General features: G+C 58.3%; 26 protein-coding genes. 16 read left to right on the top strand and 10 right to left on the bottom strand.

Translation table 11 applies throughout. The features are described 5' to 3' along the window. The first annotated feature begins 108 nt into the window (after window positions 1-108). From E4T21_RS19505 to E4T21_RS19515, 3 genes are all read left to right on the top strand, one after another. Window positions 109-1047 carry a sugar ABC transporter substrate-binding protein gene (locus E4T21_RS19505; protein ID WP_149286613.1) on the top strand — a complete coding sequence of 313 codons (939 nt, stop codon included), beginning with the start codon at window positions 109-111 and terminating at the stop codon, window positions 1045-1047. 70 nt (window positions 1048-1117) lie between these two features. Next, window positions 1118-2284 carry a Gfo/Idh/MocA family protein gene (locus E4T21_RS19510; protein ID WP_149286614.1) on the top strand — a complete coding sequence of 389 codons (1167 nt, stop codon included), beginning with the start codon at window positions 1118-1120 and terminating at the stop codon, window positions 2282-2284. A gap of 437 nt (window positions 2285-2721) precedes the next feature. Continuing rightward, window positions 2722-3123: a (R)-mandelonitrile lyase gene (locus E4T21_RS19515; protein WP_149286615.1), complete on the top strand. Its 402-nt coding sequence runs from the start codon at window positions 2722-2724 to the stop codon at window positions 3121-3123. A 40-nt stretch (window positions 3124-3163) separates the two neighbouring features. On the opposite strand, the gene E4T21_RS19520 is transcribed toward E4T21_RS19515, so the two are convergent. Together E4T21_RS19520 and gap are read right to left on the bottom strand one after the other, a co-directional pair. Next, a complete protein-coding gene (locus tag E4T21_RS19520; protein WP_149286616.1) occupies window positions 3164-3907 on the bottom strand; it encodes a sulfite exporter TauE/SafE family protein in 744 nt (247 codons plus the stop codon). Window positions 3908-4027: 120 nt separating this feature from the next. Beyond that, window positions 4028-5029 carry a type I glyceraldehyde-3-phosphate dehydrogenase gene (gene gap, locus E4T21_RS19525; protein ID WP_149286617.1) on the bottom strand — a complete coding sequence of 334 codons (1002 nt, stop codon included), beginning with the start codon at window positions 5027-5029 and terminating at the stop codon, window positions 4028-4030. Between the two features lie 556 nt (window positions 5030-5585). Here gap and E4T21_RS19530 point away from each other — a divergent pair. Together E4T21_RS19530 and pgi are read left to right on the top strand one after the other, a co-directional pair. Beyond that, window positions 5586-6062, top strand: a complete 477-nt coding sequence (locus E4T21_RS19530) for a methylglyoxal synthase (protein ID WP_149286618.1) — start codon at window positions 5586-5588, stop codon at window positions 6060-6062. 15 nt (window positions 6063-6077) lie between these two features. Next, window positions 6078-7736 carry a glucose-6-phosphate isomerase gene (gene pgi, locus E4T21_RS19535; RefSeq protein WP_149286619.1) on the top strand — a complete coding sequence of 553 codons (1659 nt, stop codon included), beginning with the start codon at window positions 6078-6080 and terminating at the stop codon, window positions 7734-7736. A gap of 131 nt (window positions 7737-7867) precedes the next feature. Here the strand turns inward: pgi and E4T21_RS19540 are convergent, their stop codons facing one another. Both E4T21_RS19540 and E4T21_RS19545 read right to left on the bottom strand, forming a co-directional pair. Next, window positions 7868-8263 (bottom strand): fluoride efflux transporter FluC, encoded by a 396-nt coding sequence (locus tag E4T21_RS19540; protein ID WP_149286620.1) that lies wholly within the window; start codon window positions 8261-8263, stop codon window positions 7868-7870. Beyond that, on the bottom strand, window positions 8260-8643 hold the full coding sequence (locus tag E4T21_RS19545; RefSeq protein WP_149286621.1) for a fluoride efflux transporter FluC: 384 nt from the start codon (window positions 8641-8643) through the stop codon (window positions 8260-8262). Before E4T21_RS19545 ends, E4T21_RS19540 begins: the two co-directional genes overlap by 4 nt. 176 nt (window positions 8644-8819) lie before the next feature. Between E4T21_RS19545 and E4T21_RS19550 the strand changes: the two genes are divergently transcribed. After that, window positions 8820-11174: a mechanosensitive ion channel domain-containing protein gene (locus tag E4T21_RS19550; RefSeq protein ID WP_149286622.1), complete on the top strand. Its 2355-nt coding sequence runs from the start codon at window positions 8820-8822 to the stop codon at window positions 11172-11174. 60 nt (window positions 11175-11234) lie between these two features. On the opposite strand, the gene E4T21_RS19555 is transcribed toward E4T21_RS19550, so the two are convergent. From E4T21_RS19555 to hemC, 5 genes are all read right to left on the bottom strand, one after another. After that, complete coding sequence (locus E4T21_RS19555) at window positions 11235-12275, bottom strand: DUF2167 domain-containing protein (protein WP_149286623.1); 1041 nt, start codon at window positions 12273-12275, stop codon at window positions 11235-11237. A 214-nt stretch (window positions 12276-12489) separates the two neighbouring features. Next, window positions 12490-13725 (bottom strand): heme biosynthesis HemY N-terminal domain-containing protein, encoded by a 1236-nt coding sequence (locus E4T21_RS19560; RefSeq protein WP_149286624.1) that lies wholly within the window; start codon window positions 13723-13725, stop codon window positions 12490-12492. Beyond that, a complete protein-coding gene (locus E4T21_RS19565; protein ID WP_149286625.1) occupies window positions 13722-15266 on the bottom strand; it encodes a uroporphyrinogen-III C-methyltransferase in 1545 nt (514 codons plus the stop codon). Before E4T21_RS19565 ends, E4T21_RS19560 begins: the two co-directional genes overlap by 4 nt. 50 nt (window positions 15267-15316) lie before the next feature. Continuing rightward, on the bottom strand, window positions 15317-16069 hold the full coding sequence (locus E4T21_RS19570) for a uroporphyrinogen-III synthase (protein WP_149286626.1): 753 nt from the start codon (window positions 16067-16069) through the stop codon (window positions 15317-15319). Continuing rightward, window positions 16069-17007, bottom strand: coding sequence for a hydroxymethylbilane synthase (gene hemC, locus E4T21_RS19575; RefSeq protein ID WP_420827714.1), 939 nt, complete (start codon window positions 17005-17007; stop codon window positions 16069-16071). The genes E4T21_RS19570 and hemC overlap by 1 nt, the downstream gene beginning before the upstream one ends. A gap of 281 nt (window positions 17008-17288) precedes the next feature. Here hemC and argH point away from each other — a divergent pair, with 281 nt between their 5' ends. From argH to E4T21_RS19610, 7 genes are all read left to right on the top strand, one after another. After that, the gene (gene argH, locus E4T21_RS19580; protein ID WP_149286627.1) at window positions 17289-18719 is read left to right on the top strand and encodes an argininosuccinate lyase; all 1431 of its coding nucleotides are present in this window, start codon (window positions 17289-17291) and stop codon (window positions 18717-18719) included. Continuing rightward, complete coding sequence (gene lptM / locus E4T21_RS19585; protein ID WP_149286628.1) at window positions 18716-18955, top strand: LPS translocon maturation chaperone LptM; 240 nt, start codon at window positions 18716-18718, stop codon at window positions 18953-18955. The genes argH and lptM overlap by 4 nt, the downstream gene beginning before the upstream one ends. 2 nt (window positions 18956-18957) lie before the next feature. Next, the gene (gene lysA / locus E4T21_RS19590) at window positions 18958-20226 is read left to right on the top strand and encodes a diaminopimelate decarboxylase (RefSeq protein ID WP_149286629.1); all 1269 of its coding nucleotides are present in this window, start codon (window positions 18958-18960) and stop codon (window positions 20224-20226) included. Then, window positions 20226-21059: a diaminopimelate epimerase gene (gene dapF / locus E4T21_RS19595; RefSeq protein WP_149286630.1), complete on the top strand. Its 834-nt coding sequence runs from the start codon at window positions 20226-20228 to the stop codon at window positions 21057-21059. The genes lysA and dapF overlap by 1 nt, the downstream gene beginning before the upstream one ends. Window positions 21060-21153: 94 nt before the next feature. Then, the gene (locus E4T21_RS19600) at window positions 21154-21873 is read left to right on the top strand and encodes a DUF484 family protein (RefSeq protein ID WP_149286631.1); all 720 of its coding nucleotides are present in this window, start codon (window positions 21154-21156) and stop codon (window positions 21871-21873) included. After that, the gene (locus E4T21_RS19605; protein WP_149286632.1) at window positions 21866-22783 is read left to right on the top strand and encodes a tyrosine recombinase XerC; all 918 of its coding nucleotides are present in this window, start codon (window positions 21866-21868) and stop codon (window positions 22781-22783) included. The genes E4T21_RS19600 and E4T21_RS19605 overlap by 8 nt, the downstream gene beginning before the upstream one ends. Next, window positions 22780-23514: an HAD family hydrolase gene (locus E4T21_RS19610; RefSeq protein WP_149286633.1), complete on the top strand. Its 735-nt coding sequence runs from the start codon at window positions 22780-22782 to the stop codon at window positions 23512-23514. The genes E4T21_RS19605 and E4T21_RS19610 overlap by 4 nt, the downstream gene beginning before the upstream one ends. Here the strand turns inward: E4T21_RS19610 and yihA are convergent. Next, window positions 23511-24131, bottom strand: coding sequence for a ribosome biogenesis GTP-binding protein YihA/YsxC (yihA, locus tag E4T21_RS19615; RefSeq protein ID WP_187775048.1), 621 nt, complete (start codon window positions 24129-24131; stop codon window positions 23511-23513). The genes E4T21_RS19610 and yihA overlap by 4 nt on opposite strands. 187 nt (window positions 24132-24318) lie before the next feature. Between yihA and E4T21_RS19620 the strand changes: the two genes are divergently transcribed. The 3 genes from E4T21_RS19620 to E4T21_RS19630 all read left to right on the top strand — a co-directional run bounded on the left by E4T21_RS19620 (window position 24319) and on the right by E4T21_RS19630 (window position 26611). Continuing rightward, window positions 24319-24930, top strand: a complete 612-nt coding sequence (locus E4T21_RS19620; RefSeq protein ID WP_149286635.1) for a c-type cytochrome — start codon at window positions 24319-24321, stop codon at window positions 24928-24930. A 152-nt stretch (window positions 24931-25082) separates the two neighbouring features. Beyond that, the gene (locus tag E4T21_RS19625; protein WP_149286636.1) at window positions 25083-25754 is read left to right on the top strand and encodes a thiol:disulfide interchange protein DsbA/DsbL; all 672 of its coding nucleotides are present in this window, start codon (window positions 25083-25085) and stop codon (window positions 25752-25754) included. Continuing rightward, entirely contained in the window at window positions 25751-26611 is an 861-nt protein-coding gene (locus E4T21_RS19630; RefSeq protein WP_149286637.1) for an endonuclease/exonuclease/phosphatase family protein, read from the top strand. Before E4T21_RS19625 ends, E4T21_RS19630 begins: the two co-directional genes overlap by 4 nt. Window positions 26612-26856: the final 245 nt, after the last annotated feature.

Here is a 26856-nt window from a genome sequence, read left to right on the forward strand (position 1 = left end):
GCACAGGAGCCGGAGCCTATGAGGTATAGGTGAGGATTCCGAGCACCGCGTAACACAGTAATTGAGTAGCGCAGGCATTTATGCAGTGTTTCCTAAAGGGAGCTTGCCATGAAACTTACTTCTATCCTTGCCGCCGGCGCCATTGCCCTGACTGCCAGCAGCCATGCCCTGGCCCAGCAGGATGATCAACTCAACTTCATTGCCGTCACCCATATCACCGCCGGAGACCCCTTCGGCAACGTACTCAAGCGCGGCTTTGAAGATGCCGCCGAAGAGCTGGGAGTGTCGTTACGCTATAACTCGCCGGCCCAATACGATACTTCACAGATGCTGCGCATGATCGAGCAGGCCATAGCCACTCAACCCGATGGTCTGGCCGTGACCATCCCCGATGCCAGTGCCTTTGCCAAGCCGATCCGCAAGGCCATCGAGTCCGGAATTCCTGTCGTGGTCCTGAACACAGGCGAGGACATCAGTCATGAGCTCGGCGCCTTGAACTACGTCGGCCAGAGTGAATACCGTGCCGGCAAGCTGGCGGGAGAACGCATGCGCGAAGCAGGCGTGGAGCATCCTATCTGCATCAACTTCGCACCAGGACAATCCCAGCTGGACGCCCGTTGCCAGGGCTTTACCGATGCCTTCGAAGGTGCTGCGGAGCAACTTTCGACCACCCAGGATCCCACCGCCATCACCAATGCGGTGATGGCACACCTGAACAGCAACCCGGATACCGATGGCGTTCTCAGCCTTGGTTCCCTGGCAACCGTACCGCTGATCACGGAATTCCAGAAGCAGGGCGCCATGGGCAAGATCGCCTTTGCCACCTTCGACCTTGCCCCGGAAACGCTGGAAGCCGTGCGTGATGGCGAGATGCTGTTCGCCATGGACCAGCAGCAGTACCTACAAGGCTACCTGCCCGTGCAGATCCTTGCTCAGTACAACCGCTATGGTGTGGTGCCAACTACCGACATCCAGACCGGCCCCAACTTCATTACCCAGGACAATGCAGAGCAGGTGATCGAGTTGACCAAGCAGGGTTATCGCTGAAGAAGGGCTGAACTCCTGACACGGAAACAATGGACGGCCCAGACCTTGCTCCAACAGACCGGAACACACCATGACAACGAGATTGAATATCGGCCTGATCGGCAGTGGCTTCATGGGACAGGCGCATGCCGATGCCTATCGCCGCGTACGTACGCTTTATCATGACTTGCCGCTGCGCCCTCACCTCTATGCCATTGCGGACCAGGGCCAGGAGGCAGCACAAGCCGCCGCTGCACGACTGGACTTCGAACATGCCTATGGCGACTGGCGCGATATGGTGGCAGATCCTAATGTCGACGTCGTCGATGTGACCTCGCCCAACGCGCTGCACTTCGAGATGGTCATGGCCGCCATCGAACATGGCAAGCACGTCTACTGCGAGAAACCCTTGGCCATGGATGATCATCAGGCCGAGGCCATGGCCTGCGCGGCCCAGGCTCGTGGCGTCAAGACCATGGTGGCGTTCAACAACACCAAGACACCGGCGGCGCTACTCGCCCGTCGCTTGATCGACGAAGGCGCCATCGGCACCCCGACACGTTTCCGTGGCACTTTCGACCAGGGCTTCTTCAATGATCCCGACCTGCCCTGGTCTTGGCGCTGCTCGCGCCAGCAGGCAGGCACCGGTTCGCTGGGTGATCTCGGCGCCCACACCATCAGCGTGGCGCAATTCCTGATGGGGGATGTTGCCGAGGTCTGCGCCCAAAGCCAGATCCTGTTTCCGGCTCGGCCCTATGCCGGCGACAACGTCGGCTATGCAAGCAAGGCAGTAGACACCAGCGAACAGCGCGAGGTCGAGAACGATGACCAGACCCAGGCGCTGGTGCGCTTTGCTTCAGGTGCTGCGGGGGTGATCGAAAGCTCACGCATTGCCGCCGGCAAGGTGTTCGGTATCACCTGGGAGATCAGCGGCACCGAGGGAACACTGATGATGGATGGTGAGCGTTTCAATGAGCTCAAGGTGTTTCGCTATAACGAGCCACGTGAGGAGCGCGGTTTCAAGACCCTCCTGGCCGGCTCCCAGGTGCCTCAATTCAGGGCTTTCTTCCCTTTCGACTATGGCGGCGGCGGTATCGGCTATTTCGACGTCAAGGTCATCGAGGTGCATGACCTGATCCAGGGGCTGGCCAGCGATGACGGCTGTTTCCCGGACTTCGCCTTTGGCCGCCACAACCAGAACATCATCACCGCCATAGATACATCTTGCCTGGAGCGCTGTTGGGTGCCGGTTCGGTAAACCGTCGAAATGAAGGCATAGCCAGAAAATCTCCGACCTTTCAGGGGCTCGACATCAGTGACAGCCCCTTCTTTTTTGTGCATGCCTTGAAGATGGTGAGGAGGAGTCCCCTGATTAGCCATACGATTAATTAGCACAGCTAATAAGTCCTATCGAATTATTGCGCGTTATCTTCATGAGAGACATGGTTTAACGTGTCTTCTTCGCAGCAGGAAAGCGCTGCCTCCATCGCTCTGGCCCTACCCCTGAACGCAGCGTGATCCCGCCATGACAGCCATGAGCCATCTGGCCATCCAGGAAAGTGAGGGTGATTCGGTCGTAGACTGGATGGAGCCGGTTGCCGATGCTCAGTATTTCTGCGAATAACGAGCGAATGCCAGCGAGCAACTTCTCGGTAACGCTGCAAAATACATCACGTTGAAAGCAAGGAGTTCATCATGAAAATTACGCGCGCAGGTACAAACCCATCCGCCAAAGGCCCCGCAGACTGGTTCAGCGGTACGGTTCGGGTAGACCCGATGTTCAATCAGGCCGATCCGGACCGGGTGCAGGGCGCCCATGTCACCTTCGAGCCCGGTGCACGTACTGCCTGGCATACCCATCCGCTGGGTCAGACGCTGATCGTGACCTTCGGTCGTGGGCTGGTTCAGCGCTGGGGCGGCGCAATCGAGGAAATTCACCCCGGTGACGTGGTCTGGTTCGAGCCAGGCGAGAAGCATTGGCATGGTGCAGCCCCCGACGTCAGCATGAGCCATATTGCGATACAGGAGGTTCACAATGGTGAGGTCGTCACCTGGATGGAGCATGTGAGCGATGATCAATATACCGGCCGCTCCTGAGCGCCGATGATGACCGGTGACATCCGCTCACTGTCCCAGGCTAACCCAGCGCCTTGAAAATCAGCTGCACACCGACAATGGCCATGGCCAGGATCACCAGACGATAGAACAACCGTTCATTGACCCGGTGATGCAGCCACACACCACTGCGAATCCCGAGCCAGGCCACGGGTACCAGTGCCAGAGAGGCCCAGATACTGGTGGTGTTGATCTCGCCTAGCCACAGATAGGGCGGCAACTTCATCAGGTTGACGGCCGCGAACACCAGGGTGGTGGTCGCGATGAAGGCGGTCTTGTCCAGCCGCCGGGGCACCAGATAAAGGTTCATGGGTGGCGCACCGGCATGGGCAATGAAGCTGGTAATGCCGGTGGCAATGCCTGCTGGCCAGGCCCAGACAGTGGAAATCGGTCGGGATGCCGACGGCTTGAATACCATGTAAGCGACGAACAGCAGCGATATGACGCCCAGCACCAGGCGCACATGGTCAGCATCGAGGCTGTCCGCTACCAGGGTAGCTACCACGACACCAATTGCCATTCCGGGTATCAAACGCTTTACCTCGGCCCAATTCTGTCGGCCCCACCAGGCCTTCACCGCTAGGCCATCCATGACAATCAAAAGCGGCAGCAGCAAGCCTGCGGCAGCAATCGGATCAATGGCCAGCGCCATCAACGGCACCGAGAGCGTACCAAATCCACCGGCAAAGCCCCCCTTGGACACCCCTGTCAGATATGTGGACAAGATGATCAGAAGCCAGGCAATCCATGAATAATCAGGCAGCATTGGTGCTCCTCAGGCGCAAAGACGCCGGAGCCTGTAAAGGCGCCGGCGTTTCTTTCTCGTATTTATTGTATTAGAGAATCACATTCTCACAGCAATAAACAACTGCGCTGGCTAATGATTTCAGCCTACGGCCTGCATGGCCAAGGCCGTATCCAGCATACGGTTGGAGAAGCCCCACTCGTTGTCGTACCAGGCCATGACCTTGATCAGGCGACCATTGACGCGAGTGTGGTTGGCATCGAAGGTCGAGGAATTCGCATCGTGATTGAAATCGATCGAGACCAGTGGCTGAGCGTTGATGGCCAGCACTGGCGATGCTTCAGCGGCCTTGGCCACAATGTCATTGATCTCTTCACGGGTGGTATCGCGGGAAGCGGTAAATACCAGGTCAACCAACGACACGTTGATGACCGGTACACGCACAGCCAGACCATCGAACTTGCCCTGCAGCTCCGGCAGTACCTTGCCTACCGCAGCGGCAGCGCCCGTCTTGGTCGGGATCATGGAATGCGTGGCACTACGTGCGCGGTACGGATCGGAGTGATACACATCGGACAGGTTCTGATCGTTAGTGTAAGCATGCACCGTGGTCATCAGACCATTCTCGATGCCTACTGCATCGTTCAATGCCTTGGCGACCGGCGCCAGGCAGTTGGTGGTGCAGGAAGCATTGGAGACAATCTTGTGTTCAGCGGTCAGCACCTGCTCGTTGACACCGAAGACGATGGTAGCGTCACAATTAGGGCTAGGGGCGGAAATCAGTACCTTTCCAGCGCCAGCCTCCAGGTGCTTGGCAGCCGCTTCGCGCTTGGTGAACAACCCGGTGCACTCCATGACCAGGTCAATGCCAAGGGCAGCCCAGGGCAGGTTAGCCGGATCGCGCTCGGAAAGAATGGTGATGCGATCCCCATCGACGCTGAGACTTTCTTCGTCGTGCTCTACTTTGAAAGCAAAGTGGCCATGCACGGTGTCGTGGCGCAACAGATGGGCATTCAGAGAAGGATCACCTAAATCATTGATGGCAACGATCTCGACCTTCTCGCGATAACCGTTTTCATACAAGGCACGCAGTACATTGCGTCCAATTCGACCAAACCCGTTGATGGCAACCTTGAGCGTCATGGCGAGACCTCCATTGACTAGAACTAGAAGCGATGAAAAGTGATGCAAGAACCATCCAGGATCTGTCTTGAAACCATCTACAGCGACTATCTGTACAGAGACTACCTATAGTTGGTAACTCTGCGCCTGGTGACAGGAGTATCACTGTCGCTCTACGAGCAGTGAGGCTTTCCATATCGCCACGCCTGACAATTTGTCGACCGGTATCGCTTTTCCTGACAGTACTCAACGACTTTCAGACAAACCCTAGGACTCGACGGCAGACGGGCTCCTTCCATGAATCCCCACTGGGACGTCGTCATTAGCCAACACTTTGGTACATGCACCACAAGGACTCAAGTGTTTTTTGTTAAAATTACAACATAAAGTGGTACTACCTCATATGGAGCCAGACAAATACTGCGGAAAATCTGCGATTTATCGCTTTAATCACGATTCAGCTCATCCATATAGACCTTAGTCGACCTTAGTCGCCGTAGTAATATTACCTTCAAAGCACTATGGTGACATTTCGACAGGTGACTCTTTTTCACTGCCCTGTTTCCGGAGGCTCGTCATGACCCCAACCTTCCCTGCCAATCAGGCTCGCCGCACCCTTCCGGCACGTAAGCGCATTGCCCTTGTCGCCCACGATGGCAAGAAGGAAGAAATGCTGGCCTGGGCTGAACGCTGGAATGACACACTGAAGCAGCATGAGCTGATTGCCACTGGAACCACTGCAGCGCGCCTGAGCAAGGCCCTGGAGCTTCAGGTAGAAGGCCTGATGAGCGGCCCACTGGGTGGCGACCAACAGATTGGAGCGCGCATCACTGAACAGCGCCTCGACCTGCTGGTCTTCTTCTGGGACCCCTTCGCCCCTCAGCCTCACGACCCGGACGTCAAGGCGTTGCTGCGCCTGGCAGCCCTGTGGAACGTGCCCGTGGCCTGCAATCCATCCAGCGCTGACTTCATGATGAGCTCGCCCTGGTTGAACCAGGACTATGAGATGAACATTCCTGACGCTGGCGCCTGGATATCCGCGCGCAGCAAATAACAAGAGGAACAATCAGTGTTTCAGCTGACCCGTAGTGTGACCTGGCAATCCCTGCTGCGCCTGCACCAGGAAACCGCCAATGACCGTATTCGCGATTACTTTACCCAGGACCCTCAGCGCTTCGACAAGATGAGCCTGAAGGTTGGGGGCCTGTTTCTTGACTATTCCAAGCACCAGATCTCCGATGAGGTACTGGATAAACTGCTGGAACTGGCCCATCACTCGGCGCTGGTGCAGCGCCGGGCCCAGATGTTCTCCGGCGATATCATCAATGTCACTGAAGACCGCCCCGTTCTGCATACTGCCCTGCGCAACCTGGGCGATCAGCCGGTCATCGTCGATGGCAAGGATGTGATGCCAGAGATCCACGCGACCCGCGAGCAGATCAAGCGCTTCTCCGAAGCCGTACGCAGCGGGGAATGGAAAGGCTACAACGGCGAGCGCATCCGCGATGTGGTCAACATCGGCATCGGAGGTTCCGACCTGGGGCCCAACATGGCCTGCCGTGCTCTGCTCAAGTACCGCCATCCGGATCTCAACTTCCACTTCGTCTCCAACGTGGATGGTGCACATATTCAGAAGGTGCTGCGTGGTCTCAACCCGGCGACGACCCTGTTCATCGTCTCGACCAAGACCTTCTCCACCCAGGAGACTCTGCTCAATGCCCGCACCGCACGCCGCTGGTTCCTGGAGCAGGCAGGCGAAGACGCGGACATCGGGGCACATTTCGTGGCCGCGTCCACCAACCGCAAGGCCGCCATGGAATTCGGCATTCGCGAGGAAAATGTCTTTGAATTCTGGGCCTGGGTCGGTGGGCGCTACTCCATGTGGTCCTCTATCGGCCTGCCCATCGCATTGGCCATCGGCTTTGAAGGCTTCATCGAGATGCTGCAGGGTGCCTGGGAGATGGATCAGCACTTCCTGAATGCACCGCTGGAACAGAACATGCCTGTGCTGATGGCCTTGATTGGCATCTGGTACATCAACTTCGTGGGCGCGGAAACCCAGGCTATCGTGCCCTACGATCAGGCTCTGCATCAGCTGCCCGCCTTTCTCCAGCAGCTCGACATGGAGTCCAACGGCAAGTCAGTGGATATTTTCGGGCGTCCGGTGGATTACAAGACGGGTCCCATAGTCTGGGGGCAGACGGGTTCCAACGGTCAGCATGCCTTCTTCCAGTTGCTCCACCAGGGCACTCGCTATGTGCCCATCGACTTCATCGCCTCACTCAAGCCAGAGCCAGGCGTCGAAGAGCATCACTTCGCCCTGCTCACCAATATGCTGGCCCAGGCCAATGCCTTCATGGAAGGCAGCCTCCAGGGAGGAGATCTCGATCCCTATAGCTGCCCAGGAAACCGCCCCTCCAGCGTACTGCTGCTCGATGAGCTGACTCCTGGCAACCTGGGCGCCTTGATCGCGCTCTATGAACACAAGGTATTTGTTCAGGGAGTCATCTGGAACATCAATTCCTTTGACCAATGGGGCGTCCAATTGGGCAAGCGTATCGCCGGCGAGATCAGCGAACGCATCGACGAGCGCAGCCAGGACTTCGATGCCTCGACCCAAGGCCTGCTGGGACTGGTGCGTGCGCACTTCCCGCCCCAGAACAAGTCACCGGACAAGACTGCCGTAACGCCCAAGGGAAGCAGCAAGGCCAAGCGCAAGGCGTCCTGATCCCTTCCTGCAGCCCAAACTCGAATCCCTTAAGGGTGAGGCTGCCTTCGGGCAGCCTTGTTGCTTTAGCAAACTCTGTGACCTTTCAGCAGGGTGACTCTTTCAGTTGGATAAATCATTCCGTCAAAAAGCTATTGCGCAGCAGCCCGCCGCGCGCTGCGGTCACCCAACCAGGCTGCTCCCAGCCAGGTTGGCACACTGATCCCGACATAGAGTGCAGCCCACCCGGCCCGGCCGTCACTGACCAGAGTCACCGCTTCAAGACTGAACAGAGAAAATGTCGTAAAGCCACCACAGAAGCCAGCGACTAGAAAGGGATGGAGGCGGGCCACTCGCCCATGTTCATGGAGACTGGCATGAGTGGCAAAACGCGCAATCAGCCAGGAACCTATCACATTGACCATCAGCGTCGCCCAGGGGAAAGATGTCGTGACGAAAGAGGCAACGGCCAGCCCCACCCACATGCGGCATACTGCACCAAGGGCACTGCCTGCACCTACCGCCAGATAGATTGGCCAGCTCTTCATGAGGCAGCCACCACATTCCAGCCCAAGGCTGCTGCGGCAAGCCCCAGCAGCAACGTCATGCCGACGTTGCTCAATGCTGCCAGAGAGCGGCGCTCACGTAACAGGTCCAGGGTCTGCAGGCTGAGTGACGAAACGGTGGTAAAGCCGCCGAGCACACCGGTCAGCAAAAACATGGCGGCAAGCGAGCCTTGTGCAACCAGCCCACCCAGCACCCCGATGACGAAGGCCCCTGCCAGGTTGACGATCAGGGTTCCCCAGGGAAAACGGCTGCCCAGATGGCTCGCCGACCAGCGACTGATGTAGAGCCGCCCCATGCCCCCCACGGCACCTCCGGCTGCGACCAGCAGTGATATCCCCAAGAACGCCCATCCCTGTCCCATTGTCACTCCCGAAAAAAGTCACGAACCCCACACCCACATGCTTGTCACATGATTCATATGCCGATGCGGCACACGAAAGACAGAAGCGCTTACTGACGATATGTTAGCCTGCGCTCAACTTTCTCCCATACCACCATTATCGAACAGGCCCACCGATGAAAGGAGATCCTCGAGTGATGCCCTCACGCATCTGCGCCCTATTACTGAGTGCTCTATTGCTGATCATGACGACAGCCATACCTGCACTCGCCCAGCCCGCTGAGGCTCCGCCAGCAGAGGACGGCGCCGGAGCACCGGCATATTCCACCCTTGCCGACATGCTGGAAAATGAACAGGCCCGAACCCAACTGATCGAACAACTGCGCCAACTTGCCGCAGAAGAAGTTCCGGAGGCAGCCCCCCCCGATAGCGCAGAGGTCGTTGGCGCCAATTTGCCTGCTCAGTTGGCTACTCTGACCAGCAAGACCGTGAGCGAATTCGGCGAACAATTCGACAATCTCGTCTCCTCTCTTGGTGCACTGTTCGATGGCTCCCTGACATCAAGCTCGCTGGATCTTGGTTTGCTGATGACGGCAGCGCTCAACCTGGGCCTGGTGATCATCGCCACCTTCGTTCTGTTCCTGGCCATTCGCCGCCTGGTGCGTCCATTGTTCGCCCACCTGAGCCAATGGTCGCTGAATGGGCAAAGCCTCTATCCCATCGTGCGGCAAGTCCTGTGCTCCGCGCTTGCACTGTTGATCGATGCCATGGCAGTGGGCCTGGCCTATGTCGGTGGCAACCTGGCAGCGACCTTCATCATTGGTGAGACCGGCAGCCTTTCCACCCAGGCATCGCTGTTCCTCAATGCCTTCCTGGTCATAGAACTGCTCAAGGCGGGGATGCGCATGCTGTTCGCTTCACGCTATGAAGGCATTCGCCTGCTGCCAATTGGCGCCAAGGACGCATCCTACTGGAATCGCTGGATCGCTCGCCTGATTGGTCTGGCCGGCTATGGCCTGATGGTCGTAGTGCCGTTGATCAGTCTCTACCTATCAGCGAGCCTCAGCAAGGGTGCTGGCGCCCTGATCATGTTGGGTGCCTGGTTCTATGCCATCATCGTGATTCTGATCAATCGGATCAAGGTACGAGATGGACTGCTCAGCGTAGCCCAGCGTGCGACCCTGCCTGCGTCGAGTGTGGCTATCGGGCTTCTGGCCCGTACCTGGCATCTGCTGGCCATCGTCTACTTCACCGTAGTGCTGATGCTGACGTTGACCCAGCCGGAAAAAGCACTGCCCTATGTCCTGATCGCAACGGCCAAGTCGCTTGCCATCGTGCTCGTTGCCAGCCTGGTATCCCGAGGTATTTCCCAGATCATCGGCCGGCGCATCACGCTGTCCGATGAGTTGCGCCAGAAACTACCGCTGCTCGAACCACGGCTCAATTCCTATATCCCCACGATGTTACGGGTCATCAACATCCTGATTCTGATCACCGCCGCCATGTGCCTGGCGAATGCTTGGGGGCTATTCGACATTGCCTCGTGGTATGCATCGGAATCCGGACGCAACCTGGTCACCAAGACCTTTAATGTTGCCGTCATCCTGATCGTGGCAGCCATTGCCTGGATTTCTCTGGCCAGCCTGATTGAACATAAGCTCAATCAGGCTACCAGCAACGGCCAATCTTCGGCTCGAGCCCACACCCTGCTGTCGCTATTCCGTAATGCACTGGCCATCGCCCTGGTCACCATGACACTGATGATCGTGCTGTCAGAGATCGGCATCAACATTGGCCCGCTGATCGCGGGTGCTGGGGTATTGGGCCTTGCCATCGGTTTCGGTGCCCAGAAACTGGTGCAGGACATCATCACCGGCATCTTCATTCAGGTCGAAAATGCCATGAATACCGGAGACGTCGTTACCCTTGGCGGCATTACCGGTACTGCCGAAAAGCTGAGCATTCGCTCGGTGGGTGTGCGTGATGTCAACGGCACCTTCCACCTGATTCCCTTCTCCAGCGTAGATGTGGTGTCCAACTACATGCGCGGCTTTGCCTATCATGTGGGTGAGTACGGTATCGCCTACCGCGAGAGCATCGATGAAGCCATCATTGCCCTGCACAATGCCTTCGATGAGCTGACCACGGATCCGGAACTGAAGCTGGAGATTGTCGCCCCACTGGAGGTGCAAGGTGTCACGGCGCTGGCTGACAGCGCGGTTCACATCCGCGTGCGAATCAAGACCACTCCTGGTATGCAGTGGGCCATAGGCCGCGCGTACAACCGTCTAGTCAAATTGCACCTGGACGATGCTGGTATCGAGATCCCCTTCCCGCATACCACCGTGTACTTCGGCGAAGACAAGCAAGGCCAGGCCCCTGCCGCCAATCTACGTCTGGTGGACAAGAACGGCTACGCGTCTCCCGAGTCATCAGCTCCCCAGGCGGGCGAAGACGGCAGCGTCCAGGCTCCCGAAAGCCACGCCGCCCCCGAAGAGGCAGAGATCAAGTCCGCCTTCAAGGGTGACTATCCCGATAGTCCAGAAACCTGAAGCACTTTCCATAACTTTGCCCTGAAACAAAAAACCCACGGAATATATCCGTGGGTTTTTTTATAGAGACATCAAACGATTGCGTTTTTTCACCCGCCTGCGCGCCCCAACAAGCCAGCACACCAGCAGCATGACGATCACCAGCGGCCCCCAGAGCCCAGCCAACCAGCTACCTGCTACCATCAACGGCCTCGGCTCTCTGATCGCCCTGCCGACAATCAGCTCAGCAAGGCCGTATTCTGCAAGGCGGTCCGAGGCAGCATCAAAGTCCTGATAGCGTTTACCCTCCTTGAACTCGATCGCTGCTCCCAGCTCATCGATAGCGCGCTTGCCCTGTGCAAGGAATGCCCTGCTGGTCACCAGGCTCAGTGCGATATAGCCTTCACGGCCAAGCTCATGGCGGCTGTAGTTGATGATGCTTTCGTTGATGATGCTTTCGTTGATGATGCTTGCGTTGATGATACTTTCACGGCTCGAGGCGCTATCTCGCATGCTGGTCTGCATGCGGGCTTCGATAGCCCAAAGTAAGCGGTGGAGCTTTACATCATAGGCAGGCGTTTCCACCCAGCCGACCACTTGAACAGGAGGGATACCCAACTTCCCTCGCCGAGCATTATCCGCCTCGGTTCCCTGGCGCAGTCCTGCAAGCAGTTGTTCCGTGTCCCACGGCTGGTCATCGCTTCTTTTGATATACCCCGATGCCACATACTCGACATCGACATACCACTCCACCTCTTCCACAAGTGGAAAGATCACACCCAGCTCATCAGCCGAGGGCTGGTTGCCGACCTTTGCCATTATCTTCCTGGCCCAAGGCTGAGGCATGAAACCATATCCCGAAGGAAGGTCCAGGCTGGCCTGATCACTCAGGGCAATCGTCATCGGCCCCAGATTCATTGCTGACAATGCCTGTACCCAGACATCAGAAAGCTGTACCGCGGTATCTTCGGCCAGCGTCTCCTGATCAGAAGATACCGCTTGCTCCCGGCTCTCCTGATGGGCCTGCACCTGAGTAGACAGCAGCACAGCAGACAGCAACAAGGCGAGAATCGCACATGTACTCGCCCATTTCATGTGTGTCATCACCGTTATGCTTGCCATCAACGCACTCCCTGCTCATCGGCCTCACTTGCACACAGCCACCAGCATAAGCAGCGCGTATCACCGGGGACAGGCGCTCCTGCCTAGGCATAGCGATAGAGCACAGGATCATGCATTTGGAGCCCGAAGCAGCCCACCAAAAGACACACCCCATGGAGGGGCTCTCCATGGGGTGTGTCTTTTGGTACAGGTCTCGGGAGTTTTACCTGAGCACTCAGGCTTGAGCAGCCTGTTGAGCATCGCTGGGCTGCGGGAGCGATGGCAGCGACTTGTCGAGAAGCTCGACGCTCTGACGATAATAGAGCTGGCTCTTGTTGTGCTCACCGAGGTTGGCGTATAGGCGCGCCAGTTCAGCACACGCCACACCACTGGAACGCTGACGCAAGCTGGCTTCGAAATATTCCTGAGCCTTGCCCCAGTATGCATTACGCAGTGCCAGGCGACCCAGGGTAAGCAGCAGGTCCGGATCGTTGGGGCGCTCTTGTAGCCACTTCTCTGCAGTTACCAGTTGGCGTGAGGCATCTACATCCAGCAGGCCATAGCGCAGAACCAAGCGGCTGTCCCAATGATCCTTGAGCGAATGACGCAGCAGGCGTTCAGCAATGACCTGCTGATCGCCACGCACCAGAGCCTCGGTGTAGAGCACGATCAAGTCGACATTGGAACGCAGGTGCTCAGGCATATCAGCCCACAGATTGCGCACCCGGTCGACGTCTTCCGGATTACGCGTCTCACGCATGATCAATTCGCTATAGGCCTGCAGCTCCAACGCCTCGCGTTCTTCACGGGCAATCAGTTGCTGGTCAGCCAGGCGTGGCAGCAAACGACGCAACCCTTCCCAGTCACTGACACTGATATAGGCCTGCTTGAGCTGCTTGAGCACCTGAGGGTGGCGCGGCAAGTGACGATCCAGCCGCGTCAGCACCGCCAGCGCCTCTTCATACTGTTGACGGTCCAGCATCAACTGCGCCTGCATCATGCCTACGGCAGGATCGGCACCATCGGTGCTCAGGTGTGCACGCTTGAGCAGAGTGTCAGCCTGCTCATAGCGCCCCTGATAATGGGCTGCCAACGCAGCTGACAAGTAGTTGACCAGTGGCGTACTGGAATCATCCGCCGCCTTGACCAAGGCCTTCTCGGCACGCTTCCAGCGACCCTCGGCGAGCGCCACCAGGCCACGCACAGTACGCTTCATGGCCTTGCGGTTGCGGGTCCGTGCATTCCAGACCTTGAAACGGCTGACTGGCCGGGTCATGCGCATCAGCACTCGCAGCGCGAAGTGCAGCACAATAAAGAGTGCCAGAAGGATCACCAGCCCAAACCAGAATGAGGTCTGGAAGGAAGTATCCCCCACCCGAACCAACCAGTAACCGGGCACTGACATCATCAGCTGGCCAAACAGTGCGCCCACTGCCAAGCCAAGCACAATGAGCAGAATCAGCTTTCTCATGCGTCATCCCCCTGGCCTTTGGCAGTCGCTTCAAAACGCTGTTCGATGAAACGGGCCAGTGCTTGCTGGGATGCACTGATATCGGGCAACTCAGGATGGATGGAAGCCCCCTTGAGTTCATCAAGCTTGCTCAGGACTGCCTGTACCTTCTGGTCATCCAGGTCATAGTAGGAATTGAGCAGGCCCTCTGCCTTCTTCAGGCTGGTCTCGTAAAGGTCCTGTTCTTCCTTCAGCAGAGCCAGTTGAGACTGTTCCAGAATCAGGCGCAGGCTCTGACGCAGATAAGTCTCCTGCTCTGGTGTGATCAGCGTTTCCATGGGTTGATCGTGATGCCGGACCACCACCAGGTCCTTCAGCTCTTCTCCGACTCGGGCCAGCTGCTTCTGCCAGGCTCCGGTAGGCGCTTCCGCAATGGTAGTGTCAGCAGTGAACTCTTTTATGTCCTGAGCCAGCGGCAGGCCAGCGACCTGCTCCTGCTGGGCATTCAGTGCCAGATACAGACCGGTACGATCGACACGTGGCACGGACTGCAGCTCCGCCAACTCCTCGGCAATGGCACGGCGCACCGGAACCAGGGCAGGATTGTCGGCCTCTTCCAGACGATTATCGGCAGTACGCAACAGGGCAACAGCACCTCCCACATCGCGCTCCAGTTGCAAGCGCTGGTTGGCCAGCCGCAGCAGATAGGCGGCTTCGGCGTGGAGCCAATCACGCTCGTCGGTTTTCTGTTTCTTGGCCAGCTCCATCAACACGCGGTCAAGCGTCTGGTTGACGTCGGCCTTGTAGTCGGCAAATTCACTCTGAATACCGCCGATGGTCTCGTTCACGCTGGTCTTACGCTGTTCCAGGTTGCTGTGCAGTTCGTTGGACAGCTCCTGCACCTGGGCCACGCTGGGAGAGTTTTCCTTGAGCTGGTCAAGTCGCTCGGACATGGCCTGCTGCAGCTGCCAGCCCTTCCAACCAATGAACAGCACTCCAGCAATCAGGATCAGCACCAGAATCAGGGCAATGACCCCGGCCTTGCCACCACCAGAGCCAGAGGACGTTGTCTTGCTGCTACCACCGGAACCACCACTGCCAGCGGAGGAAGACGACTTGCTCGATCCACCAGTCTTGCTCGAGTCAGCAGGCTTGCTGTCACTGGCCTTGCTGGCACTCGCCGTTGTATCACTCTTGGCAGGTTTCACGTTGGCAGGCTTGCTGGCTGACGAGTCCTTTTCGGAAGGCTTGCTCTCCTTGGCCGTGGACGATGGGCTATCGGCTGCCTTGGATGCTTCAGGCTTGGCATCATCCACAGCAGCTTTCGGGGACGGCTCCGCAGCAGTAGAAGTGGATGAGGGTATCGATGTGGTCGTGGACGACGATGTCGCAGTGGAAACATAGCGTTCACCACCACCTTTGGTACGTCGTCGCGAACGTCGCTGGCCACTCCTCGTGGTACCGCTCGAGCCTTCCTTGCCCGCAGCCGAGTCGCCTGCTCCATTCGGGGCAGTTCCGGACGGGGTCTGCTGTTCGTCCTTATCGTGCTGTTGATTGCTCATCTGTCGCTAGCCCTTGTTCGAGATCTTCATTCGCCGTCCTAGACTCCCCACTACCTGGGGTTGCAGGTTCCGGCTGCCGCCGCTGCCATTGCCGCAGGAGATGCGCCGGATGCCACTACCACGTCGCGAAACCCTAGTTGTTCGGCCAGTGTAGCCAACCGCTGGCTGGATACGATAAGCGGTTGGTACAACGCAGTCTTTGAACACCATCTTGCCAGATGTTCAAGAATTTCTCCGCTACTGACTACCAACGCCCTATATTGTGCCGAACTGAGGCGCCATTGCTCTGCCTTGGAAGGTTCCATCAACCGCCGTCGATAGACTTCCAGGCGAGTCACGCGCGCTCCCCGTTCGGCCAGGGTATCAGCCAGTAGTGTTCGGCCGCCTTGACCGGCGACCAGTAAAACCTTCTGTTCATCAAGCTGACGCAATGACCCCAGCGCCAACAACCCCTCGCTGGTTTCGTTTCCCACCGAGGGCATTCTGATACGAACCCCCAGTGCCTGATACAACAAGGAGGCAGTTGCCTCACCCACTGCATATAGCGCCAGGCCCTGAGGCAGTTGCGGCCAGTAACGATCCAGGGCCTCTATCAGACACTCGGCGGCAGCGGGACTGATCACCACTACCTTATGAAACTGGTCAATATCGAGCCACACTGCGCGCATGCCCGCTGATTCCGGCACAACTTCCTGTGTCATCACTTCTATCCGCTCCACTTCCAGGCCATAAGCCTGGATAGCCGCAGCCAATGGCTCGGCCCGGCTACCGGGTCGGGTGATGATGACAGGGCAGTCAACCATCAGTGCTGCCCATAGATATTGGCAAGAATCTCGCCAGCTCCCTGGTCGAGCAACTCCTCAGCGACGCGAATCCCCAATGCCTCTGGCTCTTCTGCCGAACCACGGCTTTCAGCACGCAGTACGCGGGTTCCATCGGGATTGCCCACCAGTGCCCGCAGCCACAGGGTCCGCTCGTCCTCGAGCACAGCATAACCTGCTATCGGTACCTGACAACCACCTTCAAGGCGGGTATTCATTGCCCGCTCGGCACGTACCCGAGCAGACGTTTCCGGATCGTCCAATGGCACCAGCAGCGATACCAACTCAGCATCATGCATCCGGCACTCGATACCCAGGGCCCCTTGCCCACACGCAGGCAGGCAGACTTCCGGGGGCAGTTCCTGCGCAATGCGATCTCCCAGCCCCAGGCGCTTGAGCCCGGAGGTGGCCAATAGAATGGCATCGAAATCGCCTGCATCAAGCTTGCTCAATCGGGTTTGCACATTACCGCGCAGGCTGAGAATTTCCAGGTCAGGGCGTGCTTCGCTCAACTGCAGGCCACGACGCAGGCTGGAGGTACCGACACGTGCACCTTCTGGCAGTTCGTCCAGGCAAGCGTAATGGTTGGAAACGAGGGCATCCGTAGGTTCCGCCCCCGCCAGGATGACTGACAACCCGAGACCTTCGGGAAACTGCATCGGCACATCCTTCATCGAATGTACGGCAATGTCAGCCCGGCCATCCAGCATGGCCTCTTCGAGCTCCTTGACGAACAATCCTTTACCACCGACTTTGGCCAAAGGAGTATCGAGAATCTTGTCGCCTCTGGTCGACATGGCAACCAGTTCAATTTCAAGCCCCGGATGAAGCGCCTTCAAGCGATCGCGCACATGCTCGGCTTGCCACATGGCCAGCGGGCTTTTGCGGGTCGCGATACGCAGTGTCGACGTATATTGCACTTGTTTCTCCCTGACCGGACGGCCTGTCCACCGGCTTTGCTTTATATAGTGAAAGGAATGCCACCATCATAATGCACCACCGGTATCAGTAAAATCGAAGTCCCATTACTGGCAGGTATCCCGTCTGTCATTATCATCACCCTCCCCCTCGCCACAGGGTGCGACTCTGGTACACTTTCAGCATATCTCGACGCCGTTCCAAGGCACGCTGGCCACTCAGCCAGGTCGTCCCTGATGGACCCGAGCGTCGCTCGCGAACCCGATGCAGGAATTCCAGCCCAATGAGCCAGACCACCAATCAGTCCTGGGGCGGCCGCTTCAGCGAACCTACCGATGCCTTTGTCGCCCGCTTCACTGCCTCGGTCGACTTCGATCAACGCATGGCACGTCACGATATCCAGGGCTCCATTGCCCATGCCACCATGCTGGCACGCGTCGGCGTGCTCAGTGAGGACGAGCGTGACGCCATCGTAGCAGGACTCAAGGAGATCCTGCAGGAAATCGAGGCAGGCACCTTCGAGTGGTCAGTCGCATTGGAAGACGTGCACATGAATATCGAAGCGCGTCTGACGCAAAAAATCGGCATTACCGGCAAGAAACTGCATACGGGCCGTTCTCGCAATGATCAGGTGGCAACGGATATCCGGCTGTACATGCGTGATGAAATCGATGCGGTGGCCGCCGAACTGGCCCGCTTGCGCGCCGGCCTGATCGAACTGGCCGATCGCGAGGCCGATACAATCATGCCCGGCTTCACCCATCTGCAAACAGCTCAGCCAGTGACGTTCGGACATCACCTGCTGGCCTGGCAGGAAATGCTGGCCCGTGACCACGAGCGCCTGCTTGACTGCCGCAAGCGAGTCAATGTGATGCCATTGGGCGCTGCCGCCCTGGCCGGCACCACCTACCCCATCGACCGTCACCTGACGGCTGAACTACTGGGTTTCGAGCGTCCCGCTGAAAACAGCCTGGATGCGGTCAGTGACCGCGACTTCGGCATCGAGTTCGCGGCCTTCGCCAGCCTGCTCTTGATGCACTTGTCACGCATGAGCGAAGAGCTGGTGCTGTGGACCAGTGCCCAGTTCGACTTCATCAACCTGCCAGACCGCTTCTGCACCGGCTCCTCGATCATGCCGCAGAAGAAGAACCCTGACGTGCCGGAACTGGTGCGTGGCAAGACGGGGCGTGTGTACGGTCACCTGATCGGTCTGCTGACACTGATGAAGTCTCAGCCACTGGCCTACAACAAGGACAACCAGGAAGACAAGGAGCCCTTGTTCGACACCCTGGACACTGTGCTTGGTTGTCTGCGCGCCTTTGCCGACATGATTCCGGCCATCGAGTCCAAGAAGGACTCCATGCGCGAAGCCGCTCGCCGCGGATTTTCCACGGCCACCGACCTGGCCGACTACCTGGTGCGCAAGGGAGTCGCATTCCGTGATGCCCATGAAATCGTCGGGCTGTCCGTGGCCTACGGTATCCAGAACCACAAGGACTTGTCCGAGATGAGCCTGGATGAATTGCGCCAGTTCTCTGACGTGATCGAAGCCGACGTTTTCGAGGTGCTGACCCTGGAAGGTTCCGTAGCCGCACGTAATCACATCGGTGGCACCGCACCCGATCAGGTTCGCGCTGCTGCCCAGCGTGCTCGCGACGCTCTGGCCCAGTACGTGACAACCCAGCAGGCAACGACAGAGGAGCATGACCAATGAGACCGACTTCTGTTGTTGTTGCGCTGCTGTTGGGTGCTCTGCTGGGCCTGTCGGGATGCGGTCAGAAAGGACCTCTGTACCATCCTGATGACGAGGAAGCCGCCAAGCGCTACGACCCGGCCAGCCAGCTGGAGCAAGACCAGCAAGACGAGGAGGAGACTGAGCAGGACACCTCTGACGACGGCACTCAAGACAGCACGACTCAAGACAGCACTTCATCGGCGGGCGAGAACTGAGAATGGATCATTTCGAATATCGTGACGGCCAGCTCCATGCCGAGCAGGTGCCCCTGGCACGTATTGCCGATGAAGTGGGAACCCCCTGCTATGTCTATTCCCGGGCCACCCTGGAGCGTCACTTCAAGGCCTACCAGAATGCCCTGGGTGAACACCCGCACCTGATCTGCTATGCCGTCAAGGCCAACAGCAACCTGGCCGTGCTCAACGTGCTGGCACGCCTGGGCGCTGGCTTCGACATCGTCTCCGTAGGCGAGCTGGAACGCGTACTGGCAGCAGGCGGAGATCCTGCCAAGGTGGTGTTCTCCGGTGTCGCCAAGCAGGAAGACGAGATGGCCCGGGCCCTGCAAGTGGGCATCAAGTGCTTCAACGTGGAGTCGCGTCCTGAACTGGAACGACTTGACGCAGTAGCTGGCCGTCTCGGCGTCATTGCTCCGGTTTCCCTGCGCGTCAACCCTGACGTGGACGCCGGCACTCATCCCTATATTTCTACCGGCCTCAAGGACAACAAGTTCGGTATCCCGGTGGAGCAGGCCTTCGAGGTCTATCAGCAGGCAGCTTCTCTGCCGAACCTGCGTGTCGCTGGCCTGGACTGTCATATCGGCTCTCAGCTGACGGACACCGCGCCGTTCCTTGATGCTCTGGAACGCCTGTTGCTGCTTCTCGACCGCCTGCGTGAACAAGGTATCGAAGTCGATCACCTGGATCTCGGTGGAGGCTTGGGTGTGCCTTATCGTGATGAAACGCCACCCGAACCCTTCGCTTACGCCTCTCAGTTGCTCGATCGCCTGGCTCGCTGGGAAGGTGGCAAGCAACTGACCCTGCTGTTCGAACCGGGGCGCTCCATTGCCGCCAATGCAGGCACAATGCTGACTCGGGTGACATACCTCAAGCCCGGTGAGACCAAGAACTTCGCCATCGTCGATGCAGCAATGAATGATCTGATTCGACCAGCGTTGTATCAGGCCTGGCAGGCCATTCTCCCCGTTGACACCCGCGAACCCCGCGACGCAGCCATCTATGATGTCGTTGGCCCCGTATGCGAAACGGGAGATTTTCTCGGTAAAGAACGTGAACTGGCCATCGCCCCGGGAGATCTGCTGGCAGTGCGTTCCGCCGGAGCCTATGGTTTCGTCATGGCGTCGAATTACAACAGTCGCCCTCGGGCCGCTGAGGTCATGGTCGATGGCGATTGTTATCAGGTCGTGCGCAAGCGCGAGACATTGAGTGATCTGTGGGCCGGCGAAACGTTGCTGGAGGATCCGCGCTGATGCTACTGCACTTCACCAAGATGCATGGGCTCGGCAACGATTTCATGGTTGTCGACCTGGTCACCCAGCGGGCCCGACTGGATGCTGATGAAGTCCGGCGCCTGGCTGATCGCCGATTCGGGATTGGCTTCGACCAGCTGTTGATCGTCGAGCCCCCCCGGGATCCCGACATGGACTTCCGCTATCGTATCTACAACGCCGATGGCAGTGAGGTAGAAAACTGCGGCAACGGAGCGCGCTGCTTCGCTCGTTTCGTACTCGACAAGCGCTTGACCCATAAGCGCCAGATCAAGGTGGAAACCGCAGGTGGGCCTCTGGTGTTGAATGTTCTCGACGATGATCAAGTCAGTGTCGATATGGGGACGCCACGCTTCACTCCTGAGTCGTTGCCTTTTGAGGCCGACGCAGACCTGCTGCGTCATGGACTCGATGTAGACGGCGAGCATGTCGAAATTGGCGTAGTATCCATGGGCAACCCCCATGCGGTTCTGCGCGTCGATAATGTCGATAGCGCTCCCGTCGAACATCTTGGGCCGGTCATCGAGGCACACCCCCGCTTCCCCAAGCGGGTCAATGTCGGGTTCATGCAGGTGGTATCCTCTCAGGAAATTCGCCTGCGGGTCTTCGAACGCGGTAGTGGCGAGACCCTGGCGTGTGGCACCGGGGCGTGCGCGGCAGTTGCCAGCGGCATTCGTCAAGGGTTGTTGACGAGTCCCGTCAAGGTGCGACTGCCTGGGGGCGACCTGAGCATTCGCTGGGACGACGATGGCTCACCGTTGATCATGACGGGCCCCGCAGAGCGGGTTTACGATGGTCGAGTGCTATTGAAATAGGGATCGGGCACCGATTATCCATAAATAAAGACCCATCCATGAATAATAAGGTCTATCGATAAATAACAGGCCGTTTGCAAGGGAGAACAACCCCATGTCTCAAGCTGCCCCCGAGCCGCGCAAGACCCTTGACCCGGATCGCGTGGCCGAATGGCTGGCTCGGCACCCGGATTTCTTCGTCGGGCGCGAGGGCCTGTTGCAGCAGCTCACGGTGCCCCATCCCGAAACCAAAGGCGCCACGTCTCTGCTTGAGCGTCTGGTACACGACCTGCGCCAGCGCTCTCAGAGTGCCGAACAACGTCTTGAGCAACTGCTGGATTCAGCACGCCATAACGAGGCCCAGTATCGACGTACGCGAGAGCTGATGCTGGCGTTGCTGGAAGCAGAGGACAACGATGCACTCGGCCAGGCCCTGTCGACTCATTTGAGCGAACGCTTCCAGACTCCGGCCGTGTCGCTATGGTGTCCTGCCAGCCTGACTGACAATGCACCCACGCCTCCTCAAGCACCGCGCCATGTGCTGGATGAACATACCGGCCAACGTCTGGCTGCCATGCTCGAAGGGCGCGTCAGTCGCTGTACTCGTATGACACCTACGGATTGGAAGCGCCTGATTCCCCATGCCAAGGCACCTACCAAGACAGGCTCCTGCGCCATCGCCAAGTTGACCCTGGGCGAACCCCAGGGATACCTGGTACTGGCCAGCCCCGATCCGGAGCATTTCTGCGCCAGCATGGATACGCTATTCACCGAATATCTGGCGGATGTTCTCGTGCGCCTGTCGACAAGGCTCAATGGACACCCTCATGGCTGACCATCCGCCGACAGGCAAGCTGGAAGGAGAGGTAGCCGAATTTCTTGAAGAGCTCGGCCAAACAGCCTCTCCCGCAACTCTGGATGCCTATCGACGCGACCTTGGTGCATTGTTGGCCTATCGCGCAGAGCAAGGGCTGGAAGCTACGCCACTGGATAGCAACAGCATTCGCCGCTTCCTTGCCTCCGAGCGAGCACGAGGCCTGGCTCCGCGTAGTCTGCAACGTCGCCGGGCTGCCCTGTCACGTTTCTGTGAGCACCAGATCAAGCACCAGCGCCTCACACATAATCCCGTGACACTGAATCGTGGTCCACGAACCCCTCGAGATCTGCCCAAACCCGTTGACGTGGACCAACTGGCCCGTTTTCTCGATACGCCCCATGATGGCTCTCCGTTATCGGTGCGCGACCAGGCCATGCTGGAGCTGCTCTATTCCAGTGGCCTGCGCCTGGCGGAGCTGGCGGCGCTGGACCTCAGCGATCTGCAATCCCAGCGTGTACGCGTGGTAGGAAAGGGCTCCAAACCACGCCAGGTCCCGGTAGGACGGCGTGCTCGAGAGGCCCTGCAAGTCTGGCTCGCACTGCGCATTACTCTGGCAGCAGAAGGGGAAACGGCCTTGTTCGTCGGCCAGCAGGGCAAGCGCCTCGGCCATCGTGCGATTCAGAGCCGGTTGGTCACGCAGGCCAGGCGTCGTGGCCTGCCAGAACACCTGCATCCGCACCGGCTGCGTCATTCCTTTGCCAGCCATCTGCTGGAATCCAGCCAGGACCTGCGCGCCGTGCAAGAGTTGCTCGGCCACGCAAACCTTTCGACCACACAGGTCTATACTCGGCTCGACTGGCAACATCTGGCGCAGAGTTATGATCAAGCTCATCCTAGAGCCAAGCGCAAAGACCGAGACCTCTCATGATCAAGGCTCTGACCTTCGACCTCGATGACACCCTGTGGGATAACGATGGTGTCATGCACCGCACCGAACACGGTCACTTCGAATGGCTGGTAAGCGAGCTGGCTGCCTGGCAACAGCGTCGGGGCGAACCACTGACACCCCCCATCTCGCTGCAGGATTACCAACGTGAGCGAGTGGCACTGGGTAAACGCTGCTGGACGCGACGCGGGGATTTTACCTGGTTGCGTGAACGAACCCTGGCCCATCTGCTGGAAGAAAATGGCCTGAACAGAGCCAGCGCTCATCTCTGGGCGGCTCTCGCCATGGCTCACTTCCACACCTTGCGCGTAAAGGTTGCTCCTTTCCCTGGAGTCGACGACATGCTCGGCAGGCTCAGGCAGAGCTATCGCCTCGGCAGCATCACCAATGGCAACGTGGCTTTCCAGCGTATTCCTCTGTCACGCCACTTCCAGCACCGCATTGCCGCCGGAGAGCTGCTTGCTCCCAAGCCAGACCCTCGCCCATTCCTGGCCATGCTTGCGTTGCTTGGCGTGAAGCCCCATGAAACACTCCATATCGGAGACTCATGGGAAGAAGATGCCATACCTGCCCTGCGCCTGGGCATGCAGGCAGTGTGGATCGCTCCAACCGAACTTCTGGTCAACGATCCCCTGCCACTTGGCGTGGTGCGCTTGCCCCAGGTGACTGAGCTCGAGGCACTGCTTGCTGCCGACGGGGGCTGGCGCCACTAGCCTGCGACACCTGTTTCATCTTCCATCCAGCTGTCCAGGCGCTGATGGACGTCTTCCACGCCCTGACGCTTGAGGGAAGAGAACAGCTGGATGCTGATCAGGTCCTCCCATTCACGCAGCCTTGAACGCACCTGTTGCAGAGCATTCTTGGCGGCCCCCTTCTTCAGCTTGTCAGCCTTGGTCAACAGGATATGCACTGGCAGATCACGATCATCTGCGACCTCGAGCAAGTCGAGATCAAACTCGGTCAGGGGGTGCCGGACGTCCATGACCAGCACCAGTCCCTTGAGTGAAGCTCTCCGGTGCAGGTAATCCGACAGATGGCGCTGCCATTCCTGCTTGATATTCTCTGGCACCTTGGCGTAACCATAACCGGGGAGATCGACCAGACGCCGATCGACATCATCCCCCAGGGAGAAAATGTTGATCAGTTGGGTTCGGCCAGGGGTCTTGGAAGTTCGCGCCAGCGCCTTCTGCTGGGTGATGGCATTGATCGCACTGGACTTGCCCGCATTGGAACGTCCAGCAAAGGCGACTTCCACACCGCTGTCGACCGGACATTTGGCGAGCGTGGGTGCACTGGTCAGAAAACGAGCCGTGGAATACTTGAGCGGCATGGGAAGAGAACATCCTGCTGGTAAGAAGATAAGAAACCCGATGATGGAGACATTGTGTCTCATCGGCAGCGATTGATTATAGTGAAGCCATTGGCGTCAATGCTCGGGCACCCCATCATACCATCGTGCCCTTATGGTCGCCGGCGAAAAGAGCACATAAAAACGACCACAGGTAAGTGAGCTAGCGATGAGACGAATATTGGCAAGCCTGGCAATTCTCATTGGTGCTACCAGCACCGCCCATGGCGACGCTCAGAGCGACGCCAATGCCGACGCCGGTCGCGACAAGGCCAAGGTATGTTCCGCCTGTCACGGCCCGACTGGGCAGAGCCCTGCTCCATTGTTTCCCCATCTTGCAGGCCAGCATGAATCCTATCTCGCCCAGCAGATCATGGATATTCGGGACGGTAAGCGCCAGGTGCCGCAAATGGCTGCCATGGTGGCAGGATTCAGTGACCAGGATGCCTGGAATGTGGCAGCTTTCTTTGCCAGCCAGGAACTCCCGCAGGGTGAGGCTTCCCCGAACCCGGAGCAGCTCGAACGAGGACAGGAACTCTATCGTGCTGGCGATATCGAGCAAGGCATTCCTGCATGCTCCTCCTGCCATGGACCTAGCGGTACAGGCATTGCCTCGGCTGGTTATCCGGCATTGTCCGGGCAGTACTCCGACTACATCGTGACCAGCCTCAAGGCCTATGCTGCCGGCACTCGGGACAATGACATCATGACCGATGTGGCCACCAAGCTGGGCGAGTCCGACATGCAGGCCGTAGCCAACTATATTCAGGGGCTACGCTAGATCCAGGTGCCGCGCAGTGATCGAGGAAAAAACATGCAATGCCGAGTAGCAGGTGCGGGGAACCTTGGCGGCATTGTAGACTCAAAACAGCGTTCTTTTATCGACCCTCAGGAACTGGGGGTCAGATATTCCATACAAGGAGAGAAGGTCTCATGTTGAAGTCTTTTTTGGTTGGTCTGGCTGGCCTTGGCTTGTCGACATTGGTTAGCGCGGCCCCGCTGACCGAAGGTAAAGACTATACTGTATCCCCGAATCCGGTCGAATTGAGCACCGACAGCACCAAGATCAATGTGACCGAGATCTTCTGGTATGGCTGCCCGCACTGCTACGACCTGGAAGAACCGCTCAATGCCTGGGTTGCAGAGCTTCCCGATGACGTCGATTTCGAGCGCATGCCTGCCACCCTGGGAGACACCTGGGTCAAGCATGCCACTGCCTTCTATGCCGCCAAGCAGTTGGGAATCCTCGATAAAGTCCACGCTGACTTCTTCGATGCTCTGCATCAGCAAGGCCAGAAGCTGACCGAGCCGGACGATATTGCCGAATTCTTCAGCAACTACGGTGTCAGTAAGGAAGATGCCCTGAGCGCACTGAATGGCTTCGGTGTGAAGTCGGAGCTCAACCGTGCCAGCGCCACTATGCGTAACCTCGAGCTGATGGGCGTTCCGGCACTGATCGTCGATAACCGCTACATCGTGTCCCCCAGCAGTGCTGGAAGCCTGGAAAACATGCCCAAGGTGGCCGAAGCTCTGATTGATCAGGTCCGTGAAGAGCGCGCAGCAGGGACCGACAATTCCGAACAGGAAGAGGCTAACCAAGAATGACCTTCAAGGCCGGCGTGGCAATACCTGACACATCCTTGCCAGAGGAGCAGGATCACCTCAAGCTGGTGACCTTCAACCTCCAGGTGGGTATTCAGACGTCGGCCTACCATCATTACCTGACTCGCAGCTGGCAGCATCTGCTGCCACACCCTGAGCGCCAACAGCGTCTCGACATCATCGCCGAGACACTGTCCCGCTTCGATCTGGTCGGGTTGCAGGAAGTCGATGGTGGCAGCATTCGCTCGAACCAGGTTAACCAGGTGCATTACCTGGCCGAATCCGCTGGCTTTCCCCATCACTACCAGCAGCTCAATCGCAACCTGGGTCGCCTGGGACAACACAGCAATGGCTTGTTATCCCGCCTCGCCCCCAGCCGGGTGGAGGAGCACCGTTTACCCGGCACACTGCCAGGACGTGGCGCCATTCATGCGCAATTTGGCGAAGGACCAGATGCGCTGCATCTGTTTATCGTCCATCTGGCCCTGGGGCAACGCTCGCAGACGCGCCAGCTCGACTATCTCAGCGAGTTGATCTCTCCCTTGAAGCATGTCGTGATGATGGGAGACATGAACTGCACTCCTGAGCGCATCCAGGCCCACGACCGTTTCTGTGATGCCTTCCCGTTGCATCCTGTCGAGCCTGCACTGAGCTATCCTTCCTGGCGCCCTCGCCGTGCGCTGGACCACATCCTGCTGTCTTCTTCTCTGCAAGCAGACAAGATTGAAGTGCTCGATCACCTGTTTTCCGACCATCTTCCGGTGGCGATCGATGTTCATCTACCCTCGGCCTGCCGCCGGGCAATGCTCACCTGCAACAGCGCAAAGTCTGCCATCGCTGCTGCACACCCCGCTCTCTGAGAAACGCTGAACGAATCAGCACCAGCAACCAGATGCCAGCCCTGCGCTTTCTCTGAACCTAGTATGCAGGACTGCGATCACTCGCGCGCCTAGAAAGCATCGACCTTCACTTTCATGACATCCTTCAGCGGCTTACCGTATAGTCGGCACTTAGCCTGTGCAGGATGATCACGCCATCCAGCACAACGATAATAAAGGGCAACACCACGCCTCCATTCGCCTGCTTCATGTGCGCGGTGTTGTCC

The sequence above is a fragment of the Halomonas binhaiensis genome (genome assembly GCF_008329985.2).
Classification (GTDB): Bacteria; Pseudomonadota; Gammaproteobacteria; order Pseudomonadales; family Halomonadaceae; genus Halomonas; species Halomonas binhaiensis.

What these genes read in the sequence shown, in the direction of transcription:
- E4T21_RS19630 (WP_149286637.1), top strand. Translation starts at nt 25,751, where the DNA reads ATGACCTTCAAGGCCGGCGTGGCAATACCTGACACATCCTTGCCAGAG.
- lptM (WP_149286628.1), top strand. Translation starts at nt 18,716, where the DNA reads ATGAGACCGACTTCTGTTGTTGTTGCGCTGCTGTTGGGTGCTCTGCTG.
- E4T21_RS19510 (WP_149286614.1), top strand. Translation starts at nt 1,118, where the DNA reads ATGACAACGAGATTGAATATCGGCCTGATCGGCAGTGGCTTCATGGGA.
- E4T21_RS19530 (WP_149286618.1), top strand. Translation starts at nt 5,586, where the DNA reads ATGACCCCAACCTTCCCTGCCAATCAGGCTCGCCGCACCCTTCCGGCA.
- argH (WP_149286627.1), top strand. Translation starts at nt 17,289, where the DNA reads ATGAGCCAGACCACCAATCAGTCCTGGGGCGGCCGCTTCAGCGAACCT.
- E4T21_RS19550 (WP_149286622.1), top strand. Translation starts at nt 8,820, where the DNA reads ATGCCCTCACGCATCTGCGCCCTATTACTGAGTGCTCTATTGCTGATC.
- E4T21_RS19555 (WP_149286623.1), bottom strand. Translation starts at nt 12,275, where the DNA reads ATGGCAAGCATAACGGTGATGACACACATGAAATGGGCGAGTACATGT.
- E4T21_RS19600 (WP_149286631.1), top strand. Translation starts at nt 21,154, where the DNA reads ATGTCTCAAGCTGCCCCCGAGCCGCGCAAGACCCTTGACCCGGATCGC.
- E4T21_RS19520 (WP_149286616.1), bottom strand. Translation starts at nt 3,907, where the DNA reads ATGCTGCCTGATTATTCATGGATTGCCTGGCTTCTGATCATCTTGTCC.
- E4T21_RS19565 (WP_149286625.1), bottom strand. Translation starts at nt 15,266, where the DNA reads ATGAGCAATCAACAGCACGATAAGGACGAACAGCAGACCCCGTCCGGA.
- yihA (WP_187775048.1), bottom strand. Translation starts at nt 24,131, where the DNA reads ATGCCGCTCAAGTATTCCACGGCTCGTTTTCTGACCAGTGCACCCACG.
- E4T21_RS19540 (WP_149286620.1), bottom strand. Translation starts at nt 8,263, where the DNA reads ATGAAGAGCTGGCCAATCTATCTGGCGGTAGGTGCAGGCAGTGCCCTT.
- E4T21_RS19625 (WP_149286636.1), top strand. Translation starts at nt 25,083, where the DNA reads ATGTTGAAGTCTTTTTTGGTTGGTCTGGCTGGCCTTGGCTTGTCGACA.
- E4T21_RS19545 (WP_149286621.1), bottom strand. Translation starts at nt 8,643, where the DNA reads ATGGGACAGGGATGGGCGTTCTTGGGGATATCACTGCTGGTCGCAGCC.
- lysA (WP_149286629.1), top strand. Translation starts at nt 18,958, where the DNA reads ATGGATCATTTCGAATATCGTGACGGCCAGCTCCATGCCGAGCAGGTG.
- E4T21_RS19620 (WP_149286635.1), top strand. Translation starts at nt 24,319, where the DNA reads ATGAGACGAATATTGGCAAGCCTGGCAATTCTCATTGGTGCTACCAGC.
- E4T21_RS19515 (WP_149286615.1), top strand. Translation starts at nt 2,722, where the DNA reads ATGAAAATTACGCGCGCAGGTACAAACCCATCCGCCAAAGGCCCCGCA.
- E4T21_RS19505 (WP_149286613.1), top strand. Translation starts at nt 109, where the DNA reads ATGAAACTTACTTCTATCCTTGCCGCCGGCGCCATTGCCCTGACTGCC.
- E4T21_RS19570 (WP_149286626.1), bottom strand. Translation starts at nt 16,069, where the DNA reads ATGGTTGACTGCCCTGTCATCATCACCCGACCCGGTAGCCGGGCCGAG.
- dapF (WP_149286630.1), top strand. Translation starts at nt 20,226, where the DNA reads ATGCTACTGCACTTCACCAAGATGCATGGGCTCGGCAACGATTTCATG.
- E4T21_RS19605 (WP_149286632.1), top strand. Translation starts at nt 21,866, where the DNA reads ATGGCTGACCATCCGCCGACAGGCAAGCTGGAAGGAGAGGTAGCCGAA.
- E4T21_RS19610 (WP_149286633.1), top strand. Translation starts at nt 22,780, where the DNA reads ATGATCAAGGCTCTGACCTTCGACCTCGATGACACCCTGTGGGATAAC.
- E4T21_RS19560 (WP_149286624.1), bottom strand. Translation starts at nt 13,725, where the DNA reads ATGAGAAAGCTGATTCTGCTCATTGTGCTTGGCTTGGCAGTGGGCGCA.
- gap (WP_149286617.1), bottom strand. Translation starts at nt 5,029, where the DNA reads ATGACGCTCAAGGTTGCCATCAACGGGTTTGGTCGAATTGGACGCAAT.